Source organism: Sphingobium sp. LSP13-1-1.1, assembly GCF_040676415.1.
Taxonomy (GTDB): domain Bacteria; phylum Pseudomonadota; class Alphaproteobacteria; order Sphingomonadales; family Sphingomonadaceae; genus Sphingobium.
In genome coordinates, this window is record NZ_JBEGHU010000010.1 from 42,790 (window position 1) to 61,151 (window position 18,362).

Consider the following 18,362-nt stretch of genomic DNA (forward strand, 5'->3'; position numbering starts at 1 on the left):
CGACGGCATGCCTCGGTCGATCACGAAATCACCGGCCCGCTCCGACCGCGCCCGATCGACCAGCTGATGCCGTCGCCGCGCATCAATCCCGAGACCGATTTTCCTACTTGGCGCTCCAGGACCGGTCGCCATGGCACCAGCGTGAAATCCCGCGCCCTTTCGATCAGCGCGAATCGCCCGATGACGAGATCGACCGACCGCCGATAAACGCCCTCGATACGGTCGCCTTCGGCAGCTTCCCGAAACGGCATCTTGATCTCGCCGGAAAGCTGCCCCGCGACCCGCAGCAACTCGCGCCGCTGGAGTGCCGCAATCATACCATTGGGAAACATCGTGCCGCTGCCCGTTTCCTCGGCAAATCCCTGCGCCACCAGCCACTGCCGGCGGCGCGCCTGGGCATCGCGCAGGTTGTGGCCGAACCCAGCATCGCGGAAGGGCTCGGGCATGCCCGATACCAGATCCCGGTCGATCCAGGTCGCGGCGTCGGCATCGACCAGCCGCTCGATCGGCTGTGCCGACAGCAAGGTGATCGCGACCGGACGGTCCCGCAGGCGGGCTGCCTCATAGGCTTCCACCCGATCGAGATGATCGAGCGCGATGACCCAGTGCCCCGACGGCTCACGCTCGACGATGCCCGCTGTCCGCCGCATCGCCTCAAGCCGCCGGACATGGGTCTCGGCAAAGGCTTCGGTCGCGGTCGGATCGTAGCGCAGATGGGCGTCCACGTCGTAGAGTCCGCCATTGGCGGCCGCGATCTTGGCGACAGTGCGATCGACCTCGCGCACCTCGGGCCGGATCGGCTCGATGCGCACGACGGAGCCATGGGTCAAAACCGCATCGGTCTCCGCACCCTTGCCGATCCCGACATAATGGCTGCGCCCATCCGTGCCATCGACGATCAGGTATTGGCGATCGGCATGTTCGTCGGCGAGCCCGCGCGCCAGTACGCGACCGACCAGCGGACGCGCATCGCGCGCAGAGGGATCGTATATCGCCTGGTCGGCGGGCGCTTGTTCAAAAGCGGCGCGGGAAAATTCGCGCTGCATCGTGCGGATAATGTCGCCGCGCTCGCCCAAAGCCCGGAGCGTGTCGGCGAGGTCGAGCGCGAGGCGGAAGCGGCCGGCACCGAGCGGCTCGGCGAGGCCAAGCCGGGCCAGCTTCGCCAGCCGGCCGGAGCGCAGCGTCTGGTCGAAGGCATCGCGGCCGTGGCTCGCCACCACCCGCTCGGCGTCCGCGCCCTTGAGCAAGGCCCGGTCGATCGAGGTCAGCCGCTCCTGCTCCACGTCGGCGCGCAGCGACTGCTGGATTTCGCGCTGCGTGCGCGGCCCGAGGTCGAGGTCGACCAGCTCGGCGGCGCGTTCGCGGATGCCGGTCGTCATATAGTCGCGGGCGAGGATCAGATCGGCGCCGCGCCCGTCCTTCCCGCGCACCACGATATGCGTGTGCGGATGGCCAGTGTTGAAATGATCGACCGCGACCCAGTCGAGCTTGGTCCCGAGATCCTCCTCCATGCGCGCCATCAGCCGCCGGGTCAGGGGTTTCAGATCGTCATATTGGTCGCCGTCCTCCGGCGACACGATGAAGCGGAACTGGTGGCGATCGCCGACCCCGCGCTCGCCGAACGTCTTGCCATCGACTGCATCGGCGTCGGGGCCATAGAGTGCGCCCCGTGCCCCATCGCGCGTGGTGCCGTCGCGCTGGAGGTAACGCAGGTGCGCGGCGGCGGCCGACGCGCCCTTGCCGGCGAGCTTGACCACGCTCGCCTTGACGATGACGCGGCGCCGGCTCGCGGTGGCATGGCCACCACGGCTGGCGAGCAGGCGGCCAACACCCGCGCCGCGCCCGATCCGGCTGCCGGTGAAGTTCCTGCTGACAGGCCTGCTTCCAACCCCGCCGCCGCGCGCGAGATTGGCGGCGGCGAGCACGCGGCCGAGATAGCGTCGGGGGAGCTTGCCACCCTGGCTGCGCTGGCGTCCAAGGCGCGGCTCGAAGTTGTCGTCGTCGGCCATCTTCCTGCTTCCGAAAGGCTTGGGCGGGCGAGCATGACCTGCGCCCTAACAGATGAAAACCGGTGCCACTGAGCGTCGCGGATTTCCGCCAGTTTCGCAGGCAATGGCACCAGCACGTCAAGAGCAGTGCCGTCGATCCGGCCAAATAACGATGTGCAGACAAAGGTTTATGGAACGGCAGTGCCATAGCTTTATCTTGCCTTACGCCGCCCTCCCGTCTGAACCGCTCCTGCCGCCTATTTCCGCCATCCTGCTGCCCGTCCATTTCGCCCGAGCCGAGGCAAAAAGAAGCCGGGACACGATGCCTGTCCGGCACCCTGTCCCGGCGTTTCCGATGCCCCGATCAATGCGTCGCCGCAACGGCTTCGCGTGCCTGGCGTTCGCTCCTGAAGCTGCGCCGCCCCATCAATCCATGTGCGTTGCCATCGCCATCGACGATGCTCACCGCGACGAACCAGCGGCCATCCAGCCGGCCGACGATCGCCACCCGATCGAGCTCGAAATCCTCTTCATCGATGCTCTCATACGCCCCGAGCCAACGCTCCGACGCCCTCGCATCCCACAGGAAATCGCTCTCCTCAGCCTCCAGGAACCGCTGCGCCAGCGCCTCGCCCGCGCCCCGTCCGAATTCGATTTCGAGCCCCGCCACCAGCGTTGCCACCACGCGGTCCGACGCCGCACCGATGGATTGAAACATGGTCATGATCGCCTCCTTCGCTTGAAATCCTCCTCATTGAGGACAGCCCTCCGAAGACGGGTGGCGGAGCGGCTGTCAGGACCGCTGGAGGCGAAGCCGGAAGCGCCGCGCAGCGGCGGCGGAGGAACCGATTTTGTTGCGCGCAAAACAAGGAAGCGCGCGTGCGAAGCACGCTCTATTTCGCGGCAAAATTGGAGGGGCCGCTGGCCTTGCACAGCCGCTTCGCCGCCCGTCATGCTGGGCCTTGCCGAGACGAGCCCCTCCAACGTCTGCCGTCGCGCCGTGCCCTCTCAACAGGCGCTGTTTGAGGCTGCCGGATATGCTGGATCAGCGGGGTGCGCGAACCGCGAACAGGGTATCGGGCGGTTCATCCGGCGCGCGCGATGGCGATGGGTCGGCCGATGTGTTGCTGGTCCGAAGCGTGATGAACAGTGCGGGTGGCTGCTGCTGAGGCAAGGATTGCGAAGGACCCGACGGCGTGCCCGACACCATTGCGAGATAGGCGCGCGTTTCGGCCGGCAGTGCGCGGCCAGATGCGAGATGCGCGGCATAACGGCTCGGGCCGGCATTGTAGGCACCGAACAGCCTAGGATAGCCAAAGCGATCATACATCGCGCGCAGATAGGCTGTCCCTGCGAGGATATTGTCGTGCGGATCATGAGGATTGGCGCCCAAACCGTGCGCGGCCCGCATCGCCGCCCAGGTCGCCGGCATCAATTGCATAAGGCCTATCGCGCCCGCCCTGGAGGTGATTGGTCGCCCGCCAAGCATGGTCTGGCCACCGCTTTCGGCGCGCATCACCCGCTCGATCCACGCCACCGGCACGCCGAACCGCGCGGATGCCTCGGCGATCTCCGCCCGCCAGCCGGATACCGGATCGGTTCTCGGTGGATCGGCGGCGGCGGGCGTCGCCGCAAGCAGCGCGACGGTAACCGCGAAAACCCTCAGCGCAGCCACAGCGGGGTCGCCTTGCCGATCACATCCTGCGCCAGTGTCGGCCCGAAATAGCGCCCATCGAACGAGTCCGGGGTCTCGGTCATGAGCAGGAAGACCATGCTTGGGGCCAGCCGGATGCACCCGTGCCATGCGGGTAGTTCGCGGCCCGCAGCATCGGCGGCACGGCGCACCGCAACGGGCCGGCCGTCCACCGTCACCGCGCGATCGACCGCGCAGATCGTGTCTCCGGCAATGCCGGCGACGCGCTTCACTAGCGGCACGTTGCTGGGCAGATAGTGGCGGCTCGCGGCCAGGTGCCGCGCTTCGGCCGGTGGCCAGGCGATCACCATGTCGCCGCGTTTGAGCACTGCACCGGGTGAGACCGAATAGAGGCCGATCGGCGCGCTGGCGCTCGCGTTCCAGACCAGCCGGGGCAGCGGTGGCAGCGCGATCGTGAGGCCGAGGCAGGCGATTCCGGCGCCCATCACCGCGGCGCGGCGGCGCAGCCTCGTGCGGCGTGCGCGGGCGGCGCGCAGCGCGTTGCCCCAGGCGAAAAGCGGCAGGTCGCGGCGCTCAACCACGATCGCCTCCGCGCGCGCGGGCCGCCGACCACGCCTCGATATCGTCTATATGATAGCGCCAGGTGCGGCCATGCAGGCGGCATTTCGGACCAGTTCCCGTCTGGCGCAGGCGCTTCAGCGTCGAGTAGGCGAGGTCGAGATGAAAGGCCGCCTGCTTGGCGGTGAGGAAGGGGCAGGTCTCGCGCGCAGCCTGCGCACGTTCGGCGGTGTCGTCCATGATTCCAGTCCATGTGGGCCGGCGCATCGTGCGCCGGCTGATGAGCGCGGATTGGATCGATCCGGCCGTCTTCGGCAGGGTCGCAAATCGACCCATGCGATTCCGACCCCCCTCGTTTCGGGCCGGTGGCGATGCCCCGCGCCCTTGCGGGACGTGGCGCGGCGGGTTCAGTCGGCCGGAATCCTGAGGCTCGATTTCGTATAAAGCGGTGTGGGTTGAATCGGGTGGCACGGGCTTTCGTCCGTGCAACGGAAGGCGGACGGTGCAGACGCCCCCGCCTGCAGAGTCCCTCGCGAGCTATGGCAAATCCGGCGCACCGCTTTATGCCCCGCACCCGGCTCGGGCGCGGGGCGGCTCGCTCAATCGGCCGGGTTCCAGATGATCGCGAAGGCGTCGTCGTCGTCCTGCCCGGCGGCGCGGCCGAGATTGGCGTAGAGCCGGCGCGGGCCGAATTCGGGGGCGGCGAGCGACAGCGACACATAGTCGCGGCCGCTCATTTCGCCGCGCCGGACCCATCCGGCCCCGACCTCGACGCCTGCCGCCGACACGCGATAGTCGGGCTGGGTGTCGCCGGACTTGCGGGTGTTGGGAATGATCTCGATGTCGGTGCGGATCGAGAGCGTCTTGAGCTGGCCCTTGAAGCCGTTTCCGTCGCGGGTGACATAACCGATGGCTGGCATTGTTCGTCTCCTGAAAAGTCGCCCCGAACCGTTTCCGGGCGATGGGCGGACCGGAGGGACGGTCGAAGCAGGCCTGCGAACCGGAGGCCGGAGCGGCAGCGGAGGACCGGAGCCGGAGACTTATTTGAAGCGCAGCGCCCGCGAGGAGCCCGCAAGCTCGGGGTCCCCAAGCGGTGTGCCGCGTGGGGTGGGCGCGGGCGGGGAAATAAGCCGCACGGCGATGGTTTGGCGGGACTGCGGCCGTCCCAGGTCATGCGCCCGAGGAGCCGAAAACGGTGTGGGACACGCAGTGGTAACGACGACAATGCCGCCGGTTCAACCCTCGCGATGGATTGGTCGTGGACTGCGCGGACGCACCGCCGCACCAACGGATCGATCGTCCAGGGCACGCACCGCGACGCTGCCGCCATTGCCGGTTGTGCGGCGGACAACGACGGGCCAGGGTTCCTGGTGCGGTACGAAAGGCGGTAAGGTCAGCGCCATGTCGATGATCGCCATCCGCCTGCCGGCGAGCTGCGCCGCGCTGCTGCTGATCGCGGCCGCGCTGGCGCAAGCCCGACTGGTGCGTGCGCCCACGCTGATGAGTACAAGGGAATAGCCGCGCCACGGCCCGCGCCAGCAGGCCGGGGCGCGGCGCATATTCAGGGCATCAGCCGCAGCGGCGGCACGGCGAAATCGCCCGCCGCGAAGTGGGCGAGGATCGCCTCGTAGCTGCCGAGACGTTCTACGGTGCAACGGCCGATCAGGAGATAATCGTCCTCGTCGGCGGCATAGCACTGCACCTCGCCCTCGCCGGTGAACACCGCCCGCTCGGCGCCCCATTGGCCGGAATAGGCGCCTGACCAGCGGGCGAAGGACAAGCCATGCGTGATGCACCAGCTTTCGAGGCCCTCGAACCGGCCCCGGGCCACTTCATGCGCCATGAGTTCAAGCGGCACGCCCTCGCGAAACATCGCGGGCGTGAAGGTTTCGCCGTCCCATTCGGTGGACAGTCCCTGCTCCTGAACGAGAGCAGCGAGATCGGGCAGGAGGGATCGCGGCAGGGTGCCGCCGATGGTGATGCTCGCGGATACGCGGTCGGCCATGATGGTCTCCTTTCCCGCGCGGCCGAGCCCATCAGGGCGAGGGCGCGCGGCTGAATTTTCGACAATGGCAAGGATGCGGGCGGCGGCTTCCCGCCGCCCGCAATGGATCAAGCGGCGAGGCGGTCGGCCTCTTCGCCGTTGAAGGGAGGCACGGGACTCCCTTCAACCGGCAGGGCTATCGCCGCGCCGGGTGCGGTCGGATCAGGATCGTCGTCGCTCGGGCGGAACCGCTCGATCTCGCGCGCGGCCTGTGCCTTGGCATGGGCCGCGACGGTGCCGACACCGCCGCGCGCCGTGTAGGCGGCGGGCGGGAACGCCATCCAGCGCGGCACCCAATTCTCGCGCCGTGCGCGTCCGTTGGTGCCGTCGAGATGATCGCGGACGATGCGTTTCAGCGTCTTGGTCTTCTCGCCCGCATTGGCGCTGGCGACGGTTTCGCCCGCCACCTCGGCGACGATTCGGGTCAGCACTTCCCGGTCGCGGATCAGCTCGAAAAAGGCATCGTCGGCCCGCCAGCAGCGGGCCATATCGACGCCGATCTCCATTCCCACCGCCTCGACGGCGGCGCTGCCCGACGCCAAGGTTTCGCCCATGACGATGGCGATCACCTCCATGACAACCGCATCGGGTAGGTCGAGCAGCCGGTGGAAGATGCCGACGACACCATAGTCGTCGCCATTGCCCCCGGTCACGGTCGGTTCCTCGGCGGAGAAGCCGAGAACCGCCAGCACGGCACGGCGGCGCTCGTCGAAATCGGCCTCGGCCTCGCTGTTGTCGAGGCTGTCGCGCACCTCATCGTTGCGGGTGGATTGCGGCTCGGGCGTGACGCGCCAGAGGTGCGAACCGCCGATGGCATGCGCCACCATCAAGCGTAGAGCGATGGCCGGATGGCCAGTCAGCGCGGTGCGGACGGCGGCATGGCGATGCAGGTTCACATAGGTCTGCATGGTCGATGTCACCTCGGGCCGCGCCGCGTTCTGGCCGGTCCCGGTCCCGCTCTCCGACCCCTCGGCCTTGGCGATCCGGCGGGCTTCCTTGCCGGACACATAGCCTTCATGGACGATCACCTCGCCGGTCGCGCGCACGTCGATATAGACGCGCCCGCCCTTGCGCTTGCCCGCCTTCTCATATTCCCATGTTGAGAAATGTTCGGACGGCGGCACGATGATCGCGTCGGCCCAGCCCTGTTCGACATAGGCCGCGCGGTGCGCCTCGATCTCGGCATTCTGCGCCGTCCAGAAGGCATCGGCATCGGCGACATAGCGGTCCTCGCCGAACAGGTCGGCGATGGTCGCAAGGCCGCTCGCCTCCACGTCGAACAGCGCGTGGCGGGCCGGGATCGACTGCCCGCCGAACAGCCATGATTTCAACTGGTGGCCGGTCGGCAGATAGGCATTCTCGTCGTCGGCGAGCGCCAGCCATGCCTTTTGCTGGCTCTTCGAAGCCATGGTCAGATGACGCACGGTGGCAGCGTCGATCTCTTCCCGGCGGTAAAGGTCGCGGATCGCGGGGAGCAGGTTGCCGAGCGCCAGCACCCGCCTGACCGTGAGGTCGGGCAGGCCGAAGGTCGCGGCGATGTCCTCGACCTTGCGGCCCTCCTTGACCAGCCGGGTGAAGGTTTCCCACTGCGTCACTTCGTCGGGGTCGAGCCGCGCCAGATTTTCGATCAGCGAGGCTTCGACGGCGGCGGCATCGTCGCCTGCGTCGAGGATCGCGCAGGGCAGCAGTGCGGTGTCGGTATCGGCTTCGGCAGCGCCGTCCTTGGCCGCGCAGCGTTCCTCGGCGACGATCTTCGCGGCATGGAAGCGGCGGCTTCCGGCGACGATCTCGTAGCCGTCGGGTGCGCAATTGGGGCGGACGATAACCGGCTGGATAACGCCACGGCTGCGCACGGTCGGCAGGATGTCGGAGACATCGGGAGCCTTCCTTCCGTAGCGCATGTTGGCCTTGCTCACGACCAGCTTGTCGAGCGGGATGAATTCGAGTTTCATGTCAGCACTCCTTGTGAGGGTTCGGGAGTCGCTTGCCTCCCTCACCGGTCCGTCGATCTTTCCGGGGTTGGCGGACCGGCTTTGCGAAAAGCGGCGTTACGCGCCGCGCGTCATCCGCCGTTCCCCGCGTCGGGATCGGACGGAAGCTCGGGAACCGGCGCTGCTTCGATGCGCCAGATGATCGATTGGGCTTGGCTGATCGAACCGACCCGGCGCGCGGTGTCGGCCCAGACCGACAGGCTGGTGCTGGTCGAAAAGCCGATGTCGCGTTCGATGGTCAGGCCGAACGGCAAATATAGCCGCGCGATCTCGCCGAGCGAGAAATAGCCGAGTTCGGGACAGCCAAACCCCAGGTCGGCGAGGCCGAACAGCGTATCACCATCGTCAAGCAATTCGGTCGCAAGCCATGTCGCCGCGCCCAGCGGGTTGAACAATTTGATGACCGGCACGGGGTCATGGGCGCTCTCGTCAGCACGGTCGGCGTTCATGCGCAGTGCCGCGTGAAGTTCGGGGGTGAGCAGGATCATGCCGCAGCCCTCCGTTCACCAAAGTCATTGCGGGAAGTGTCGCCTTGGGTAGCGTCGGTTTGAACGGCCTCGGGTTGGACGGTTTCGGCTTGGGCGGCGGCGTGCTTCGCCAGCAACCAGTCGGCGGCCTTGCTGGCCGCGCTCGCTGCGCGGAAGATCGCGCGATTATCCTCGCGCAGCACGTCCAGCCAGCTTGCCAGATAGTCGGCATGGCGGACGGTCGGCACGATACCGAGTGCGGCGCAGAGGAAAGCCGATCCCATTTCGGCGACCAGTTCCTCGCGGGCATAGTCCTTGGTGCCAAAGCCGGTCGTAAGATTGCGCGCCAGCCGCGAGCCGTGGCCGGTGGCGTGGGTCAGTTCGTGCAGGCAGGTCCGGTAATAATTGATCTGCTCGAAGAAGGCCGGTTGCGGCGGCACCTGGACATAGTCGTGCGCCGGAGCATAGAAAGCACGGTTGCCGCCGACGCGGAAATCGATGCCGCTCGCCGCGATCACTTCCTCGGCGACCGGCACGATCTCACGTTCGGGCAAAGGCGCGGGTTCGGGGCACAGCCCGGCACGCAGTCCCTCGCACTGCGCCACGTTGAACACGGTGAAGCGCTTCAGGAAGGGAATGGCGCGCGCCTCGCCGCCCTCGTCGCGGGCGCGGGCCTTCTCGGCTTCGGGCCATTCGCCCCTAGCAGACGGCGCGGCGCTCCCCCGGAGCCCCGCTCCATCCGTCTGCTTCGGAACAAATCGGTCGGCATAGACGACGGTGGTGCCACGCTCGCCCTTGCGGACGCAGCCGCCTGCCTCCAGCGCCTGTTTGAAGGTCAGCCAGCCCTGCGAGGGATAGCCATGTTCGATCACCGCGCCCCACAGGATCAGGACGTTGACACCCGAATAGCGCCGTGCGGTCAGCGCATTGCGCGGCAGGCCGGGACCGATCGCGCCGCCGTCCGCATCGGGCTGGCCCCACGGCTGAACCCATGGGAAACGGCCTGCCTCAAGCTCGCCGATGATCCGCGCCGTCACCTCGTCATAGAGGTTCGCTCGGGATGCCTCGGCCCCTACACTTTCCGTCCGGGTCTTGGCCGGCACCGCTTGCCCGCCCTTGTTCGCGTGGGGTTTGCGACCCTTGCCGGTCGCGCTGGGACAAGTGGAAGAACGCATCGTTCACCTCCTCAAGCCGCCCGAAAACCACCATGGCCTCCCCGGAAAAGCGGGGGTAGGCGGCAAGATGCGACCGGAAAGGCCCGCCGCGAGCGGCGCCTGCACCCAAGCCGGGGTCCCCGTCGCGCCAGCGACGGGGTGGCGCAGGGCCGGAACGATAGTGGAGGAGCCGGTCCCGAGCGCAGTCGAGGGCCGGCTTGCCGGCGACGCGGGCGGGCCTAGCAGGGAGCGCCGACCACCCGCGCTTGACCGGGAGAGGCCACCAACAGCGCCGCCGCGCACCCGCGCGGCGACCGCGTCAAGGACGGGCACAGCCCGTCCGCTAGCGCCAGCCGATCGTTACCGTCAGGACGAGACCCGGTGAAATCCGGGGCTCGGTGGCGAAGAGGACGGAAAGCCTTTGACGTCGCCGAGCCATCGAGCGCGGTCGCGCCGTCAGGCGCGAGGCGCCTTCGAGGACCGCTCTCTCTTTCCACCGACAGAGTGTGATTTACACGACCACCTCGGCACCATAGATTATGTCCATGGCCGATCGTGATCCCAATCTTGTCGTTTCCGGACTTTCCGGCACCGTCACACAGGACGGTGTCACCGTGGAAGTCAATATTGTCCGGCTCGAGGACGAACCCGACTGGTCTCTCGAAGTGGTCAACTCCAGTGGCACTTCGACGGTGGGGGATGATCAGTTCGCTACGGACGCGGCCGCTCTGGATGCATTCCGACAGGCGGTTTCCGAGGAAGGCATGGCCTCCTTTCTTGACAGCGCCACGGTTATTCCATTCCCGAGCCGCTAGCGCGACCGGCAATTTCCGACCAGCATACGTCGTTCGGTAGTCATCGGGTGAACGGCCGCCCATGACAGAACCTGCCGTTCATCCCAACCTGAAGACCCGCTCCGCTTAACGGAGCTGGAAACCAAGCTTCTCCGCGAGCGCCAATGTCTTCGAGGGCTGCGTGGCCGGATCCTAAGCGAGGCCGCTTGCGAGCAAATGTTTAAATCCCTTGAGCAGCCTCGCGCTGAAAAAGGGGGAGCGACAAATCTGGCCGATGGCTGCTGTGGTTGCCTCAGGCGGCGGGATCGCTCGCGATGTCGAACGCAGTGCTTGCCATGGTCAGTCCATTGATGATGAGTTCGACCTCGTGGCGGCCGGGATGATGGCGCCGCGTACTGAAATCCCGGATAGCTTGGCGTAGTCCAAGCTTCACGGATTGCCCGGCGGAAAGGTCAAATGTCCTCAGCTTGAAAACTTTGGCCGCAGTCTTGCCGCCGGCACACGCATAGTGGACGCGATAATCGACGACCAGGCGTTGATTATCGGGGGAAGTCGACAGGAGTTCGGCATCGACAGCGATTGTTTCGCCCAGACGCACAACCTGAGGCTCAATCGAAAAGCGGCGTACCGTGACTGAGGCGCCGTGCTCAACGCCAATGAGAGCCAGCGCGCGCGGTTCGCCCTTCTTGATCAACGTGCGCAACGCATGACGGATGATCCAGACCGTTTGAGGGTTGTCGGTCGGCCACCCGGCAAGACGATCCAGTAGCCAGTCCGGGCGATCCTTTGCGATATCGTTGAGATGGTTGCCGACCGACTTGCGAACATAAGCGCTGGGATCAGCCTTGAGCGCTTCGAGGATTGAGGCTGCGAGCGTCGGGTCGTCCCGAAGAGCCGGGATGCGCGATGCCCATGGCAACCTTGGCCTGCTGCCTTCGCTGGCAAGCCTACGGACATGCTCGTCAGCATGGCTGGCCCACCCTTCCATGACGGCAAGGGTCCGCCCGCTATCCTGAGCGAGAAATGGGCGAATGGCGAATTCGGCGGATCCGAAGCGGGTAAGATCGGTAAGCGCATCCAGCGATCTGTCGAAATCGCCAAGCCCGTATCGCGCCACGAACTCGGTGACAGCGACCACCTGGAAACCATGGGTGAGTTGTGGCGCCATGGCACGGATGATCTCAAGCGCAACCTCATATCGGGCCGGTAGTGCGACATGGAGGGCGTCAGCGATATGGCGCACGCGCTCCATGATCGACAGCGCATCGAGTCCTTCCGACGCGGCGCTGAGAAAGCTGGCGCGATCGAAGCGCGCCGATACTGAACCGCCAGCGTCGGCGATGATGGTCAGCGCCTGCGGACCGAGTATGTCCTTGAGCAAGGCAGGTGTAGTCTCGTCCGTCATCGCGAAGCCGTTTCCAATCTCATTGTCGCCAAATGACCTTTGAACAATGCGCCCGGCTTGCCGTCATCCGGCGATTTGACGGGCCATTCCGATCAAAGCCTTGAATGCAGCCGATGGATTGCGCCGGCTGGGATAGTAGAGACACAAAGGCACCAACGGCGGGGTCCAGTTTTCCAGAACGCGAACGAGACGCCCTGCCTCGATGTCTTCGCGGATGTCGGACTCCATGAAGTAGCCTATGCCGACATTGTCCAGCACCGCGATACGCGAGAGACTGGCCTCATCGAGCGTGATCGGGCCGTGCACGTCTATCTGAACAGGCTGCCCGTCTTTCTCGAATTGCCAGCGGTGCAGCGCACCGTTTGGGAGCCGGATGCGAAGGCACGCATGGCCCAGCAGGTCGGGAGGGACGCGAGGCTTTTCATTCGCCTTGAAGTAAGCAGGGGTCGCAACGACGGCAAAGCTGCGGGGTGGGCCGACGGGGATGGCGATCATGTCGCTGGGAACAAGGTCGGCACTCCTAAGGCCGAGATCGAAACCCTCGGCCACGATGTCCACGATCCGCCCCTCGGTGACGAGATCGACATGCACCTGGGGATAGCGACGCAGGAATTGTAAAAGGAGCGGCTCGAGGATTTCACGGGCTGCCGTTGGGAAGGCGTTGATACGGAGCGTTCCGGAGGGCGTCTCCTGTTGCGAACGCGCGATGTCCATCGCATCATGAATATTCCTAACTGCAGGGCCAACCTGATCGACAAACTTGCGTCCAGCGTCAGTCAGGGCAACGCTTCGGGTCGTGCGATTGAACAGGCGGACGCCGAGCTGCCGTTCCAGCTTTGCGATGGCATTACTCAGCGCGGTAGTCGACAGACCAAGCTCCAGCGCGGCCGCCCGGAACGATCCGCGCCGTGCGATGGCCAATACCGCATCAAACTCGACCAAACCGTCCTGGTGCATTGTCCTACTTTTCGCAACATCGCATGACGATCTATCCCGATTATCATCGCAAAGGTCCAGCCCTAAGTTGGCGTCACCAGGAGAAGCAAAGCGCTTTTCCGGAACAATGGAGACGTATAATGACCCTCAAGTTGCCCGAAATTATCGCCGACTATTTCGACGCCGACAGGAAACGAAGCGCTGAAGCTGTTGCCGACTGCTTCACCAATGCCGCCGTCGTCATGGACGAGGGACATACCTACACTGGACGCGACGCCATCCGGCAATGGAAGGCAGACTCCTCCACCAAGTACACCTACAGCGTGGAGCCCTTCTCGATCTCGACGGAAGGCGAGCGAACGACCGTGTTCAGCCATCTCGCTGGTGATTTCCCCGGAAGTCCCGTGGACCTGCGCTATCTGTTCGTCCTTGAAGGGCAAAAGATCGCTGGGCTGGAGATCACGCTGTGAGCGTGCCCGTTCCAGGCGATAGCCATCCGTTCCTCGATCTGGGCGGAAAGCGCGCGCTGATTACCTCCGGCACGCGCGGTGCGGGCGCCGCAACCGTCAATCTCTTTCGGGAACTCGGAGCGCAGGTTCTGACGACCGCCCGAACCCTGCCCGATGACTTTCCGGAATCGCTGTTCGTCGCGGCCGATCTGACAAGCGCGGACGGTTGCTTAGCATTGGCGGCTGCCGTGAAGGAACGGATGGGTGGCGTGGATATCATCGTCCACATGCTCGGCGGCTCCTCGGCTCCGGCTGGGGGCTACGAGGCCCTCAGCGACGCGATCTGGGCAAGCGAACTCGACCTCAACCTCATGCCGGCCGTGCGGCTCGACCGGGAACTCGTTCCGGCCATGGTGACGCGCCGTAGCGGCGTCGTGATCCATGTGACGTCCATCCAGCGCGAACTGCCCCTGCCGGAGGCGACCACCGCCTACGCCGCAGCGAAGGCTGCTCTTTCGACCTACAGCAAGAGCCTGTCCAAGCAGGTCTCACCGCAAGGCGTTCGCGTCGTGCGCGTATCGCCCGGCTGGATCGAGACGGAGGCATCCATCGACCTGGCGACGCGGCTCGCGGCCGAGCACGGCGGAGATATCGAGGCGGGCAAGAAGATGATTATGGACTCGCTCGGCGGGATACCGATTGGGCGTCCGGCGAAGCCGCAAGAGGTGGCGGACCTGATCGCCTTCCTCGCATCCGACCGTGCGGCCAGCATCACCGGCACGGAATATGTGATCGACGGCGGTACGGTGCCGACGGTCTGAGCAACCCGGACGATCACCGGCCACGAGCAGGAAAACTCAGTCCGCTTCGGCCGGCGTCTCGGACACCGCCCAGCCGCCACTATGCCGATAGACGGCGTTACGCAGTTCGTTGATCTCACCGTTCAGTTTTGCGAGGGCAGCAGGTGTCTGTCCCGATGCCTCAAGCAATGTGTCGCCCAGGCATCCCGCGCGAAAACGAAGTGCATCTCCCTCCTTCGTAAGTGCGATGACGACCTGTCGTTCATTGACCGGGTTTCGCGTTCGGCGGACCGGGCCCGCGGCTTCCAGCCGCTTGAGAAGGGGTGTGAGCGTGCTCGATTCGAGGGCGAGTTGCTGAGCCACGCTTCCAACGGTTTGGGCATCCGGTCGGGATGCCGCCGCACTCCCCATTCCGCTACCGACCAGGAACCGCCGGTCCAAGCTAGCCGCGCGAGTGGCCGGTTTCTCCGCAACCGGACATTCGCCTTACATTCATGTGAGCTTGCGAGCAGGCCACGGCTAATCAAGCACAGCTGTTGCAGCTCTCAATCGTACAGAACATGTGGCGTGATTCTAACGGTGCGGGAGCCGATGGCCTCCCGGGGCGGCTGTACGGAGGACAGTATCAGCGTATTGAACCGCGACGAACGAGATTGACGATCGCCAGCAATATGATCGCACCAGCCAGCGAGACCAGGAATGTTATGACTGTGAGCGGGGCGTTGTTGATGTCACCTCGGGAGAGGATCAGGCCGCCGATGAAGGAGCCGATAATGCCGACCACGATATTGAGGATGATGCCCTGCTGACCATCTGTCCGCATGATGATGCTGGCAAGCCATCCGATAACGCCGCCAACGACGAGCCACATGATAATTCCCATAACCGTTCTCCTGCAATCCAGAAGACGATTTGGCCGCATTGACGCATCGTGCCCGGAATATTTGCCAACTCCTCAGTTGGCAGAAGCGTTCCAAAGACTTTGGATACACCAGACGAGATGAAATAGTTTGGGCGCTTATTCATGATATTAGCGCGAAAAATAAAAATAAAATCTGCCGACCGTAACATTGTCACGTGCGGATCGTTGTCTGAATGCTCCAAGCGATGCCTTTCCATCCTGGATGGTGCGTTTCCAGCCCAACAACAGACGCCGATTTTCCACAGGCAAAAGCCTGTGGATGCCGCGTCTGTAAGGAATAACACCATGAAACATAACGTTTTCGCCGTCCTCGTCGGGACGGCAGCACTTGGCGCCGCGACTATTGCGGCAGCCCAGTCCACGACGCCGGCTACCACGGGCAGCTATTCGAGCATGAATGTGGGCGCCGCTCCCATCCACGGCCTCGACGGCCCAGCTTTCTCCGCCGCCGCCTCCGATGCCAATGGGTTCCAGATCGCGGCAAGCCGCCTCAGCCTGACGCGCTCGCAACGCAGCGATGTCAAGGACTATGCCCGGCGCATCATTTCGGAATCAAAGACCTCCCAGCAGACGCTGATGGCGTCGCTGAGCAACGACCAGCGCAAGATCGCCCGGCCCAGCACTCGCCTGTCGGCCGAGCGCGCCTCGATGCTCAAGATGCTTCGCAGTACGCCGCGCGGGTCATTTGACAATCTTTATCTTACCCAATCCGCCCAGGTGCAGCAGGGCAACTGGGCGACCTACAAGGGTTATGCCGAAGATGGCGCCGACCAGTCGCTGAAGCAGGTAGCCGGCAACGGCGTGCCGATCATCGAACAACAGCTTCAGCAGGGCAGCGCGCTCCTGCCTTCGTCGCTCTCTGCGAACTGAGTGGTCTGGCCGGCCAAGGAAAAAGCCTGGCCGGCCAGCCGCCTTCAAATCAAGGATCATGACATGAACGACAAGCATGATATCTCCGTCCTCAATGGACTGATCACCACGACCCTCGACAGCATGAAGGGGTTTGAGGACGCTGCCGAAGATGCGAAGAGCACCCGTTTTGCGGCCCTGTTCGCCGATTTCGCGCGTGATCGCGGACAGGTCGTCTCCTCGATGCAGGCCGAAGTGCGCGCGATCGGCGGCAAGCCCCAGGACAGCGCAAGCTTCCTCGGCGCCGCCCATCGTAGCTTCATGGACCTGAAACAGGCGTTCACCGGCAAGAACGACAAGGCGATCATCGAGGAGGTCGAGCGCGGCGAGGACCACATCAAGGCGAAGTTCGAGATCGCGCTGAAGGATGCCGATCTGGCGCCGGCAACGAGGTCCATCATTCGCGATGCTTTCACCTCGGTTAAGGCCGGCCATGATCAGGCGAGCGCTCTCAAGCACAGCCTGGTCTGAGAAGGCACATTTTCGGCGCGGTGGGTAATTGCCTGCCGCCCCGGAGATTTATTGAACGGAGAATGGCCATGGCCACCAATACAGAAATACCCGTTGCCCGTCCTTTCGCAAGCCGCATCCTGATTTCCGCCGACGATGCGCGCGGCAAGACAGTGCATGGCCGCGATGGTGACAAGCTCGGTACCGTCGACCAACTCATTCTCGACGAGCGGACCGGACAGGTGGCCTATGTCATCCTGTCCACGGGCGGTTTCCTCGGACTGGGACAGAGCTATCATCCCATACCCTGGTCGGCGTTCCGCTATGACGAGACGCAGGGTGGATATGCAGCCGCCATCGACAAACGGCTGCTGGAGGGTGCCCCCAGCTTCCGGCCGGATTCAGCGCCTGTCTTCGACGATGCCTATGGCCGGCGCGTGACAGACTATTTTCGGCTTCCGCCTGCCGCCACCGGCTGATCAACAGCCCATAAAGGGGCGGCAAAAATAGGTAATTGACCGGTGTCGAATAGACGCAGGGTGGTCGTGCAAACCGTGCTAAGGTGCGTCTGCGAATCCCTGCGCTCACGTTGAGAGCCTTCACTTCGCGATTACCCGGACCCGGCTTTCACCCCGCGAGCTTTCCGGTTTCCCCGGAAAGGGGCATCATCGTGAACCGAGTTATCCATCCTGACGTCGTGCGCAATCTGGCGCTGGCGATCCTCGCCTCATCCACCGCGCCTGCGCTGCTGCTCGACGGAGATCTCACCGTGATAGCCGGCAGCTCATCCTTCTACGCCGCCTTCGCTCTTGTGCCGAAAAACGTGGCCGGACGGCCTGTATTCAAACTCGGCGCCGGTGAGTGGGACGTACCGCAGCTTCGCTCGCTGCTCAGCGCAACGCTCTGCGGTCATGCAAGGATCGAGGCTTATGAAATGGACCTCAAGGGCGGTGCCGCTCCACGGCGGCTGATGCTCAATGCCCAGAAGCTCGACTATGGCGACACCGAACAGGTTCGCCTGCTCCTGACCATCTCCGACGTGACCGAAGCGCGCATCAGCGAAAAACTCAAGGATGACCTGCTGCGCGAGAAGGCGATCCTGCTCAAGGAACTCCAGCATCGCGTTGCCAACAGCCTCCAGATCATCGCCAGCGTGCTCATGCAGAGCGCGCGGCGGGTGCAATCCGAGGAGGCACGAGGCCATCTCCACGACGCCCACAACCGGGTAATGTCGATCGCGACCCTTCAACAGCAGCTTGCGGCATCGAGGCTCGGCGATGTCGAACTGCGTGGCTATTTCACCCAACTCTGCGAAAGCCTCGGTGCTTCGATGATCCACGATCATGGCCAACTGTCGATCGCGGTTACGGCCGACGGCAGCAGTGTGAACGCGGATATCTCGGTCAGTCTGGGGCTGATTGTCACCGAGCTGGTGATTAACGCGCTTAAGCATGCTTTCCCGGGCGAACGCAGCGGCAAGATCCTGGTCGATTACCACTCCCATGAAGCAAACTGGACATTGTCAGTCAGCGACAACGGCGTGGGCACACCGGAGTCGCTGGCGGACGCCAGGCCGGGTCTTGGCACCAGCATTGTCGAAGCACTGGCCAATCAACTGGAAGCCACCGTCGAAACCGAGGGCGGATACCCTGGAACTACGGTCTCAGTCACGCACAGCGAGGTTTGAACTTCCTGGTCCGTGATCACGGCGGGATGAGGTGGTGTCGGCAATTCGGACAGGGTGATAAGCTCATCCCGACCTGAAGGAATGGACGGGAATGAAGACGACGAGAAAGCGCTACAGCGCCGAGTTCAAGGCGAAGGTGGCGATGGAAGCGATC

General features: G+C 64.6%; 22 protein-coding genes. 7 read left to right on the top strand and 15 right to left on the bottom strand.

The annotated features are described in order from the left end of the window. Window positions 1-20 precede the first annotated feature (20 nt). The 11 genes from rlxS to MRBLSP13_RS07215 all read right to left on the bottom strand — a co-directional run bounded on the left by rlxS (window position 21) and on the right by MRBLSP13_RS07215 (window position 9,877). Complete coding sequence (gene rlxS / locus MRBLSP13_RS07165) at window positions 21-2,009, bottom strand: relaxase/mobilization nuclease RlxS (protein WP_363753674.1); 1,989 nt, start codon at window positions 2,007-2,009, stop codon at window positions 21-23. A 343-nt stretch (window positions 2,010-2,352) separates the two neighbouring features. Continuing rightward, the gene (locus MRBLSP13_RS07170; protein WP_363753676.1) at window positions 2,353-2,712 is read right to left on the bottom strand and encodes a hypothetical protein; all 360 of its coding nucleotides are present in this window, start codon (window positions 2,710-2,712) and stop codon (window positions 2,353-2,355) included. Between the two features lie 321 nt (window positions 2,713-3,033). Beyond that, window positions 3,034-3,663, bottom strand: coding sequence for a lytic transglycosylase domain-containing protein (locus MRBLSP13_RS07175; RefSeq protein ID WP_363753679.1), 630 nt, complete (start codon window positions 3,661-3,663; stop codon window positions 3,034-3,036). Beyond that, window positions 3,651-4,223 (bottom strand): S26 family signal peptidase, encoded by a 573-nt coding sequence (locus MRBLSP13_RS07180; protein ID WP_363753682.1) that lies wholly within the window; start codon window positions 4,221-4,223, stop codon window positions 3,651-3,653. Before MRBLSP13_RS07180 ends, MRBLSP13_RS07175 begins: the two co-directional genes overlap by 13 nt. Then, window positions 4,216-4,440 (bottom strand): helix-turn-helix transcriptional regulator, encoded by a 225-nt coding sequence (locus tag MRBLSP13_RS07185; protein ID WP_363753685.1) that lies wholly within the window; start codon window positions 4,438-4,440, stop codon window positions 4,216-4,218. Before MRBLSP13_RS07185 ends, MRBLSP13_RS07180 begins: the two co-directional genes overlap by 8 nt. A gap of 359 nt (window positions 4,441-4,799) precedes the next feature. Next, window positions 4,800-5,120 (bottom strand): DUF736 domain-containing protein, encoded by a 321-nt coding sequence (locus MRBLSP13_RS07190; RefSeq protein ID WP_363737631.1) that lies wholly within the window; start codon window positions 5,118-5,120, stop codon window positions 4,800-4,802. A gap of 315 nt (window positions 5,121-5,435) precedes the next feature. Beyond that, window positions 5,436-5,759, bottom strand: coding sequence for a hypothetical protein (locus MRBLSP13_RS07195; protein ID WP_363753688.1), 324 nt, complete (start codon window positions 5,757-5,759; stop codon window positions 5,436-5,438). Window positions 5,760-5,761: 2 nt separating this feature from the next. Further along, on the bottom strand, window positions 5,762-6,205 hold the full coding sequence (locus tag MRBLSP13_RS07200) for a hypothetical protein (protein ID WP_363753691.1): 444 nt from the start codon (window positions 6,203-6,205) through the stop codon (window positions 5,762-5,764). A gap of 107 nt (window positions 6,206-6,312) precedes the next feature. Further along, window positions 6,313-8,196 carry a ParB/RepB/Spo0J family partition protein gene (locus tag MRBLSP13_RS07205; RefSeq protein ID WP_363753693.1) on the bottom strand — a complete coding sequence of 628 codons (1,884 nt, stop codon included), beginning with the start codon at window positions 8,194-8,196 and terminating at the stop codon, window positions 6,313-6,315. Between the two features lie 110 nt (window positions 8,197-8,306). Continuing rightward, window positions 8,307-8,723 (bottom strand): DUF2958 domain-containing protein, encoded by a 417-nt coding sequence (locus MRBLSP13_RS07210; RefSeq protein WP_363753696.1) that lies wholly within the window; start codon window positions 8,721-8,723, stop codon window positions 8,307-8,309. Next, the gene (locus MRBLSP13_RS07215) at window positions 8,720-9,877 is read right to left on the bottom strand and encodes an ArdC family protein (protein ID WP_363753698.1); all 1,158 of its coding nucleotides are present in this window, start codon (window positions 9,875-9,877) and stop codon (window positions 8,720-8,722) included. The genes MRBLSP13_RS07210 and MRBLSP13_RS07215 overlap by 4 nt, the downstream gene beginning before the upstream one ends. Window positions 9,878-10,401: 524 nt before the next feature. On the opposite strand from MRBLSP13_RS07215, the gene MRBLSP13_RS07220 reads away from it, so the two are divergent. Next, window positions 10,402-10,671 carry a hypothetical protein gene (locus MRBLSP13_RS07220; RefSeq protein WP_363753701.1) on the top strand — a complete coding sequence of 90 codons (270 nt, stop codon included), beginning with the start codon at window positions 10,402-10,404 and terminating at the stop codon, window positions 10,669-10,671. Window positions 10,672-10,942: 271 nt separating this feature from the next. Here MRBLSP13_RS07220 and MRBLSP13_RS07225 read toward each other — a convergent pair whose 3' ends face one another. Further along, the gene (locus MRBLSP13_RS07225; protein ID WP_363753704.1) at window positions 10,943-12,055 is read right to left on the bottom strand and encodes a DNA alkylation repair protein; all 1,113 of its coding nucleotides are present in this window, start codon (window positions 12,053-12,055) and stop codon (window positions 10,943-10,945) included. 63 nt (window positions 12,056-12,118) lie between these two features. Further along, on the bottom strand, window positions 12,119-13,012 hold the full coding sequence (locus tag MRBLSP13_RS07230) for a LysR family transcriptional regulator (protein WP_072894990.1): 894 nt from the start codon (window positions 13,010-13,012) through the stop codon (window positions 12,119-12,121). 119 nt (window positions 13,013-13,131) lie between these two features. On the opposite strand from MRBLSP13_RS07230, the gene MRBLSP13_RS07235 reads away from it, so the two are divergent. Next, window positions 13,132-13,461 carry a nuclear transport factor 2 family protein gene (locus tag MRBLSP13_RS07235; RefSeq protein WP_072894987.1) on the top strand — a complete coding sequence of 110 codons (330 nt, stop codon included), beginning with the start codon at window positions 13,132-13,134 and terminating at the stop codon, window positions 13,459-13,461. Beyond that, window positions 13,458-14,261, top strand: coding sequence for an SDR family oxidoreductase (locus tag MRBLSP13_RS07240; RefSeq protein ID WP_363753706.1), 804 nt, complete (start codon window positions 13,458-13,460; stop codon window positions 14,259-14,261). The genes MRBLSP13_RS07235 and MRBLSP13_RS07240 overlap by 4 nt, the downstream gene beginning before the upstream one ends. Window positions 14,262-14,297: 36 nt before the next feature. Here the strand turns inward: MRBLSP13_RS07240 and MRBLSP13_RS07245 are convergent, their stop codons facing one another. Further along, a complete protein-coding gene (locus MRBLSP13_RS07245; protein WP_363753718.1) occupies window positions 14,298-14,651 on the bottom strand; it encodes a MarR family transcriptional regulator in 354 nt (117 codons plus the stop codon). Between the two features lie 214 nt (window positions 14,652-14,865). Next, complete coding sequence (locus MRBLSP13_RS07250) at window positions 14,866-15,123, bottom strand: GlsB/YeaQ/YmgE family stress response membrane protein (protein WP_363753709.1); 258 nt, start codon at window positions 15,121-15,123, stop codon at window positions 14,866-14,868. 324 nt (window positions 15,124-15,447) lie between these two features. On the opposite strand from MRBLSP13_RS07250, the gene MRBLSP13_RS07255 reads away from it, so the two are divergent. From MRBLSP13_RS07255 to MRBLSP13_RS07270, 4 genes are all read left to right on the top strand, one after another. Further along, window positions 15,448-16,032 (top strand): DUF4142 domain-containing protein, encoded by a 585-nt coding sequence (locus MRBLSP13_RS07255; RefSeq protein WP_363737612.1) that lies wholly within the window; start codon window positions 15,448-15,450, stop codon window positions 16,030-16,032. A gap of 63 nt (window positions 16,033-16,095) precedes the next feature. Then, complete coding sequence (locus MRBLSP13_RS07260; RefSeq protein WP_363737610.1) at window positions 16,096-16,542, top strand: ferritin-like domain-containing protein; 447 nt, start codon at window positions 16,096-16,098, stop codon at window positions 16,540-16,542. Window positions 16,543-16,610: 68 nt separating this feature from the next. Continuing rightward, window positions 16,611-17,000, top strand: a complete 390-nt coding sequence (locus MRBLSP13_RS07265; protein WP_363753712.1) for a PRC-barrel domain-containing protein — start codon at window positions 16,611-16,613, stop codon at window positions 16,998-17,000. Window positions 17,001-17,191: 191 nt separating this feature from the next. Then, on the top strand, window positions 17,192-18,208 hold the full coding sequence (locus MRBLSP13_RS07270; protein ID WP_363753715.1) for a sensor histidine kinase: 1,017 nt from the start codon (window positions 17,192-17,194) through the stop codon (window positions 18,206-18,208). Window positions 18,209-18,362 lie beyond the last annotated feature (154 nt).